7 protein-coding genes and 1 pseudogene are annotated in these 6,871 nt (G+C 62.0%); 4 read left to right on the top strand and 4 right to left on the bottom strand.

Annotated features, from left to right (window positions below; genetic code table 11):
* Nucleotides 1–224: 224 nt before the first annotated feature.
* A complete protein-coding gene (locus tag WBQ44_RS23480; protein ID WP_495569056.1) occupies nucleotides 225–617 on the top strand; it encodes a nuclear transport factor 2 family protein in 393 nt (130 codons plus the stop codon).
* 124 nt (nucleotides 618–741) lie between these two features.
* Nucleotides 742–1,188: a MarR family winged helix-turn-helix transcriptional regulator gene (locus WBQ44_RS23475; protein ID WP_495569058.1), complete on the top strand. Its 447-nt coding sequence runs from the start codon at nucleotides 742–744 to the stop codon at nucleotides 1,186–1,188.
* Between the two features lie 272 nt (nucleotides 1,189–1,460).
* On the opposite strand, the pseudogene WBQ44_RS23470 reads toward WBQ44_RS23475, so the two are convergent.
* Nucleotides 1,461–1,703: pseudogene (locus WBQ44_RS23470) on the bottom strand (FAD-binding oxidoreductase); the annotation flags it as partial.
* Between the two features lie 2 nt (nucleotides 1,704–1,705).
* On the opposite strand from WBQ44_RS23470, the gene WBQ44_RS23465 reads away from it, so the two are divergent.
* Nucleotides 1,706–2,479 carry an RES family NAD+ phosphorylase gene (locus tag WBQ44_RS23465; RefSeq protein WP_495569055.1) on the top strand — a complete coding sequence of 258 codons (774 nt, stop codon included), beginning with the start codon at nucleotides 1,706–1,708 and terminating at the stop codon, nucleotides 2,477–2,479.
* A 38-nt stretch (nucleotides 2,480–2,517) separates the two neighbouring features.
* Here the strand turns inward: WBQ44_RS23465 and WBQ44_RS23460 are convergent, their stop codons facing one another.
* A complete protein-coding gene (locus tag WBQ44_RS23460; RefSeq protein ID WP_495569054.1) occupies nucleotides 2,518–3,261 on the bottom strand; it encodes a hypothetical protein in 744 nt (247 codons plus the stop codon).
* A 186-nt stretch (nucleotides 3,262–3,447) separates the two neighbouring features.
* Between WBQ44_RS23460 and WBQ44_RS23455 the strand changes: the two genes are divergently transcribed.
* Entirely contained in the window at nucleotides 3,448–4,470 is a 1,023-nt protein-coding gene (locus WBQ44_RS23455) for an ABC transporter substrate-binding protein (protein ID WP_495569053.1), read from the top strand.
* Here the strand turns inward: WBQ44_RS23455 and WBQ44_RS23450 are convergent.
* Both WBQ44_RS23450 and WBQ44_RS23445 read right to left on the bottom strand, forming a co-directional pair.
* Nucleotides 4,445–5,728 carry an MFS transporter gene (locus WBQ44_RS23450; RefSeq protein ID WP_495569052.1) on the bottom strand — a complete coding sequence of 428 codons (1,284 nt, stop codon included), beginning with the start codon at nucleotides 5,726–5,728 and terminating at the stop codon, nucleotides 4,445–4,447. The two genes, WBQ44_RS23455 and WBQ44_RS23450, sit on opposite strands and share 26 nt — an antisense overlap.
* 78 nt (nucleotides 5,729–5,806) lie before the next feature.
* Nucleotides 5,807–6,238 carry an acyl-CoA thioesterase gene (locus tag WBQ44_RS23445; RefSeq protein ID WP_495569057.1) on the bottom strand — a complete coding sequence of 144 codons (432 nt, stop codon included), beginning with the start codon at nucleotides 6,236–6,238 and terminating at the stop codon, nucleotides 5,807–5,809.
* Nucleotides 6,239–6,871: the final 633 nt, after the last annotated feature.

Genomic DNA, 6,871 nt, shown 5'->3' with positions numbered 1-6,871 from the left:
GTGCTCGGGTGAACCGTGGCCGCGGGGACCTCGTCGTGTGCCATTGTTTCTCCTTCGTCAGGTGGCGCTCGAGTGCCAGCGGACCGACTACCGAAGTACTCGGTCCGGCGTCGACTACAGGCCAAGTTTATACACACGTGGAAGTTGCTTCCATGGAATGTATGTGTCACGATGGTGGCACGCCCGGACGAGGGCACTTCACGACGACGCAAAGGTTGCACACCATGAGCACTACCACCGACACCGCACGCACCTACTTCACTGCAGTACAGACCGGCGACATGGCCACACTCGGCGAGCTGCTGGCCGGCGACATCGTTTGGCACCAGCCCGGTTCGCACCGCTTCTCCGGCGTCCACCGCGGCCGCGACGCCGTGTTCGCGCTCCTCGGGGCAATGATGGAAACCAGCGCCGGCACCTTCGCGATCGACACCGTCCATTCATACATGGACAACGGTGACCTGGTTGCGGCCTCAATTCACTTCTCCGGCAGCCGCGGTGAGCAGAGCATGGCCATGGACGGGGTGGATTTGCTGCGGATCACCGATGACAAAATCACCGAGGTGTGGCTGTTCTCTGCCGATGCTGCAGCCGAAGACGCTTTCTGGGGAAAATGAACCACCGTTGTGGTTCGCTCTGGATCGAAACGAACTGATGCTTCACACCGAAGTGACTTCGGTGAAGGCCCGCAACCTCGCCCGCGATCCACGTTTTGCGTCACCCACAACGCACGGAACGGCAATGACGAACAACCGCACAGCCCTCTACGACAATATCGTCCGCTTGGAAGTCGATCTGTGGAACGCGATCGACGCCGCACTGCGCGTCGAGTGCGATCTGCAACTGACCTGGTTCGAGATTCTGCGACTGCTCCGCGCCCATGAGGATGGTATCCGCGTGCAGGACATCGCCGCCGAGTTCGCTATCACCGTCGGAGGCGCCAGCAAGGTGGTCGACCGCATCGAAGCGGCCGGCTACTGCGGCCGGCGCGCCAACCCCGACGACCGGCGCTCCTCCCTGGTCGCGCTGACATCGACCGGGCATCGAGTCCTCGCGGCAGGAACAGTCGTGTTCGACCGCGAACTCGACCAGCGCATCGGCGCGGTGCTCGACGACGACACCATTCGGGCTGTCAACTCCGCGCTCGCGCGGCTCCGTGCAGCGGGGAGGCTTCGGGGGAAACAGTAATTTTTTGGGCGCTCCTTCCGGCCCACATGAGCAGCGGGCAATCGAACGTCAGCCGAGAACCCACTCGTCGGGGTCGAAGAGCTCGCAATGCACTCGTGACGGATCCACACGTCGGCGTCCTCGTACCAGAGTTCCGCGTTACGGTGGACCAGATGCTCGAGGATTCCGTTCATCGGAGTGATACCGATGCCGGACGATATCAACACCAGTGGCGCAGAGCCCAATTCGTCGGTCGGTAGATCGCCGAACAGGATGCTGGCATCGAGCAGATCTCCCGGACGCATATGCTTGGCTATCCAGGTGGACACTTCTCCGACCGGGCAGCCTCCTACCGGTTTTACGGCGAAAGTCAGTGCGCCGCAGTCGTCTGCCGAGACGACGCTGTACTGCCGGATCTGGCGGGCGCCGTCCGGCAGTGTGACGCCGACGGAAACGTACTGTCCAGCCAACTGGTTCGCCGATTTCGGCCACTCACCCGCGACGGTGATGACAGCGGCTCCGGACGAGTCGTCCATTCGTGCGATCACGGTGGCACGACGAACCCCGCCAGCAACTGAGCGCAGTAGTCGACATCGAGCGTCCCAGTCCGACGTGGAACACCCAGACGGAGCGCTGGTCAGGTGACCAGCGAACAATCTTTGCGTTGCCCGCAGCCCTACCGCCGGCAGACCTGGACGGCAAACCCGTCACCGTGTCGCTACCCGTAGGTGCCGCGTTGTGGCGCATCCATCCCGATGCCTACGCCGCGGACGCTGTCAATCCGACTGCGCAACCCGCTATTCCCGGCGGAGCTCGATTCGACAGCCTTACCGGCGATTGCGCCTACACTTACGTAGGCGACACACCCGAGGCTGCGGTAGCCGAGACTCTGTGCCGCAACTTGCCGGTCAACGGGCAACCGCGATTGATTCCCCGCAAGTTGATCGCCGGACGCGTGTTGAGCCAGCTGACAGTGGTCCAGCCGCTTTCCGTAATCGCCCTGCACGGGCCACACCTGGCTGCCAACGGCCAGGATATCTGGCTCACCAAGTCCGACCCCCTCGATTACGTGCTCACCAGAACCTGGGCAAGGGCGCTATTCGCGGCCGCACCCTCCGCGAACGGACTGCTGTACCGGTGTCGCCATAACGAGGACCAATTCGCCTGGATGCTCAAAACGAACCCGTCCAACCAGGTCCACCCCGCGCTGGAAGCAACCGGGGAATCCGTGCATCTCGAAAGCCCTACCGGAACGGTTCTGATCGACCGAATCTTGGCCTCTTACAACGCAACCCTCGCGTCTCGAATCTGACCGCAGCTCAACGCACTTCGCTCCTTCATCGGAATCCGTTACGGCCGGCACGAATGGCGGATCCAGATGTTCGGCTCGGTGTATACCGCCGTGCCGTGCTCGAGGTCGCACCATACGGGGGCGAGGGCACCGGGAACTTCGATCGGGCCCGTGCGGTCGAACGGCAACCCCGTCCACTCTCTCCATTCGTCCACGGTTCCCGGAATGACCATCGACCGCGGTGCGATACTGTCGATCTGTCCACCCGCTCGTACGTGAACGCGCAACCATGGGTCCGTAGGCAGCCCATCCGGTCGCGTTCGACGCGCATAAATATCCATTGGCTCGAAGACGTCCGTCTTGCCGTTCGGTCGCAGTGGCGCGACCAATTCGTCGAACCCACGTCGTGCTGCGTTCTCGCGCAGGGCCGCAAGCATTGTCGAAGACAATCCCTGACCTTGCACCTGCGCTGCAACGCTGATCTCCAACGCCGAAACGATGTTCGGACGCGCACCCGACAGCAGCGTCGTGACGCCGCGTCGGATGGCCCCGTCCCAGCCGTCGGGCGAGAGCGCGCCTGGCTCCGGTAGGTGAAGCGGAATCGAATGAGCTTGTGCGACGACGGCTCCCGTCTCATCCTGACCTACGAGAACAAAGTCGGCAAGCCGGTTGATAACGTGCGAGTTGTAGTACAGCGACGCCAAGGGATCCTTCGTCACGAACACCGGCCAAGAATCCGGCATGTTCCACATCGCATCCGCGAGTTCAGGCCGGTCTGCCAGGGTCGAGATAGTCAAGTGCACGGGCACATTGTGCCGCGTGGTGATCCAGGTTGTGACGCAAACGAACCCGTCGTCGTTCTCTGATCCCGTCGAGCCGATTCGCGCCGGGGCCGCCTTGTCCTCCCACGCCTCGCGCTGCCCGGTGGGCGGTAACTCCCGCGAACATGGTCTAGGTTAGGGTATCCAAACTAGACCTGAGGAGGTTCGATGAATTCAGTGGTGAATCGGCGGACGGTGTTGTCGATGACGTTCGCTTCGGTGGCAGGTCTCGTGGTGGCGGGCTGTTCGAACGGTGATTCTTTCGATCCGGTCGCGAAAGCGTCCGGGCCGAATGCCGAGGACGGTGCGTTTCCCGTGACGATCGAACACAAGCTCGGGTCGACGACGATCGACACCGCGCCGACTCGCATCGCCGCGGTCGGCATCGGAGACGCCGATGTTCTGCTTGCACTCGGGTTGATGCCGGTATTGGTGCCGGTCTGGAAGGGGTCGACCGACGACGGTATCGGCGTTTGGGCGGAGCCGACTGTAACCGGGGACGAACCGGTAGCGCTGACCGACGCGACGACCGAATTCGATATCGAGACGATTGCCGCCGCTGCACCCGATCTGATCATCGCCGTCAACAATGCGATCGACGAGAACCTCTATGCGCAGCTCAGTGCCATCGCGCCAACCGTATTGCATGCCGCGGATCAGACCGACTGGGTGCTGCCTTGGCAAGAAGTCACCACGAGAATCGGGCGGGCGCTCGGCTTACCGGCTGCCGCTGAATCCGAGGTCGCTCGGGTCGAAGCTCTTGTGGCGCAGGCGCGAGCGGATAATCCACAGTTCGTTGGTAAGACCGCGGCGTTGGTGATCAGGTGGAGCGACGGCAACCTTCGCGCGTTCAGCCCCACATCGGCGCGGGCCCAGCTGTTGACCGCCCTCGGGTTCGAGCCTGTGGCCGCGCTGGCTGAGCGGTTCGACGGCAAGCTCAACACCGAACTGTCGGCAGAAAACTACAGCCTGCTCGAATGTGACTACCTGTTTTTCGACAATTACGAACTGGCTCGTGAGGCGATGGAATCGCAAGCTACGTTCACTGCTCTCGACGTGGTGCGCACCGGTGGCCTGATCAGCTTGGATCCGATCGTCAGTGATGCAGTGTCGATGCCCAATCCGCTGACCATTCCGTTCGTTTTGTCGGCGTTCATCGACGACATCAACGCAGTGGACGCGGCCAGATAGCATCCGAGCCCCGCGACCAGGCCCACAGTACGAGCGCAGGCGCGGCGATGCAGCCGGCGACCACCAGCCATGGGGTCGCCGCTGCAACGCTGCCGTCGTCGAGCAGGTCGTAGAGATACCCGACGCCGATAGTTCCGACGAGCGACAGGCAACCACCGATGGTGCTCAACAGTCCGAAGTGGGCACCCAGGTAGCGTTCCTCGGCGACTCGGGCGAGTGTGTCGCGCATCGAGGGCACCATCAGCATCTGTCCGAGGTGCAGCAGCGCTATCCACATCGCAATCTGTAGATACGGCCACACCGAATCCGTGACGTTGTCGAATCCGAGGGCCGGAATGACGAACGATGACGCCATCACGGTCAACCCGGTGATCATCGCGGCGCGGGAACCCATACGGTGTGCGGCGGCCACCATCGGGCGTTGGCCGGCGATCACCAGTAATGCCGCCCCGACGTAGAACCATCCGAGTAGGTCGCGAGAGCCGGTTCGCAACGAGAGTTGTTCGGGCAACATCAGATACAGCTGTGCAAGAGCGACGAACTGGGCACTGCACAGTGTTGCCAGTGCGAGGTAGCGGCGGTTGGCCAACACCACTCGCCATACGCGACCGATCGAAGCGCCGGCGATTCGGTCGGCTTCGCTCGCGACGGGGAACAGGAAGTAGAAGCCGATCCACATCGCCACGAACAGTGCGGCGGCGACTGCGGCGGAGGCCGCGAACGGGAACATCAGCAGGACTGCTCCCAGGGCTGGGCCGAGCACCGTGCCGAGGCGGCTGCTCATCTGTTCGTAGCCGAACAACTCGGTGCGTTTGAGGACGCCTGTATCTTCCAGCTGGCGACCGATTTCGGCGTTGGCCGATTCCACGGCCGGGGCGAACAATGCTGCGGCGAACCCGATGAGAAGAATCCCCGCGATCACCGCGGCAAGGCTGTTGGCGAATGCCAACACGATGAAACCCACGACTCGTATTGCTATGCCCCACAGGATGACCGGTCGACGACCGAATCGATCGGCGATGCTGCCTCCGAGAAAGAACATGCCCTGCTGGCTGAACGTCCGCAGACCCAGCACGAGCCCGACGATCCAGCTCGCGAATCCGAGTTCTTCGGACAGATGCACCGCAAGAAAAGGAACCACGAGATAGAAACCGATGTTGAACAGCACCATCGATGCCAGAACGAGCTTGACTACCGCCGGGAGAGCGCGGATGCGACCCCTCGTGGGTGCAGGAGCTGATCCAGGTTGGTGTGTCACGAGGGTCGACATTACTGCCGCCTCCGCCAATCCGGCCCTCCCCGCCACGATCACGTTTCGGGCCGCATCCGCCGGGGGCTAGATGTTGCGGACCGATTCCAGGGCCGAACGTCGATTACGAGCGGCAGCATGACGCTCACGTTCTATCTCGTTCCGCGGGACGACAGGGCAGATGGGCTGAGGTTTGCCGAACTCGTCTACAGAAACCATGGTGAAGTAGCAGCTATTCGTATGGCGGCGATTACCAGTCTCGATGCGTTCGGCCTCTATCCTGACGCCGATTTCCATCGAAGTGCGGCCCGTGTAGTTGACCGCGGCCGCGAATGTGACGAGTTCGCCGACATGGATTGGTTCCCGAAATACCACTCTGTCAACCGACAGAGTCACTACATAGGATCGTGAGTATTGGGTGGCGCACGCGTAGGCGACTTGGTCGAGGAGCTTGAGCAACGCACCACCATGGACGTTGCCGGAGAAATTGCTCATGTCCGGGGTCATCAGTACCGACATCGTGAGGGAGCTCGGACCGGGGGTAGTTCGCGGATTCGGATTGGTGGTGGATCGCGTAGCGTCAGCGCTCGTAGTGGCCGCGGCGTCTTCGCTCTGGGTTTCACCGATGCCGACGACGGGCGCGCCCTTGTCCAATTCCCACATGCCCGGGCTGTAAGAACGGACAATCCGGTCGGCGCTGTCGAACACCACAAGGGTGCCTGTTGGTCCGACGGTAGTGGTCCACGTTCGGGGAAAACAGCGCAGCGTTCCACGACTGACTACATGGAAGCAATCTGGGCAATGCCCAGTCTGATTCGGTGTTTTTACAGATCCTTCTTGGCCGGCGCGTCCGACATCGAGATTGTTCATTGTGGCACCCGTAATTCCTTTTGGCGCTTGGTCGGAGTGCGCAGTGCGCAAACCCGAAAGACAGATCATTCGACGACTGAACGAGGCAAAGGGGGGCGAACGTTCTCCGTGCCTGTTCAGTTCGCCAACTACGGTCGGGCAGCCTTGTACTCCCTCCTGCGGCGGTGCAGGATCGGCTCGGTGTAGCCGTTGGGTTGGCTGGTGCCCTGGAAGATCAAGTCGCTTGCGGCTTGGAAAGCGATGTTGTTCGCGAAGTCCGGTGCGAGGTCGTTGTATGTCGGG

The organism is Rhodococcus sp. (in: high G+C Gram-positive bacteria), from assembly GCF_049591685.1.
GTDB lineage: Bacteria > Actinomycetota > Actinomycetes > Mycobacteriales > Mycobacteriaceae > Rhodococcoides.
This window is presented reverse-complemented; position numbering and strand designations above follow the sequence as displayed.

Bases quoted from the DNA above. Each gene is read 5' to 3' on its own strand.
- WBQ44_RS23475 (WP_495569058.1), top strand. From the start codon at position 742: ATGACGAACAACCGCACAGCCCTCTACGACAATATCGTCCGCTTGGAA.
- WBQ44_RS23445 (WP_495569057.1), bottom strand. From the start codon at position 6,238: ATGTCGGTACTGATGACCCCGGACATGAGCAATTTCTCCGGCAACGTC.
- WBQ44_RS23455 (WP_495569053.1), top strand. From the start codon at position 3,448: ATGAATTCAGTGGTGAATCGGCGGACGGTGTTGTCGATGACGTTCGCT.
- WBQ44_RS23480 (WP_495569056.1), top strand. From the start codon at position 225: ATGAGCACTACCACCGACACCGCACGCACCTACTTCACTGCAGTACAG.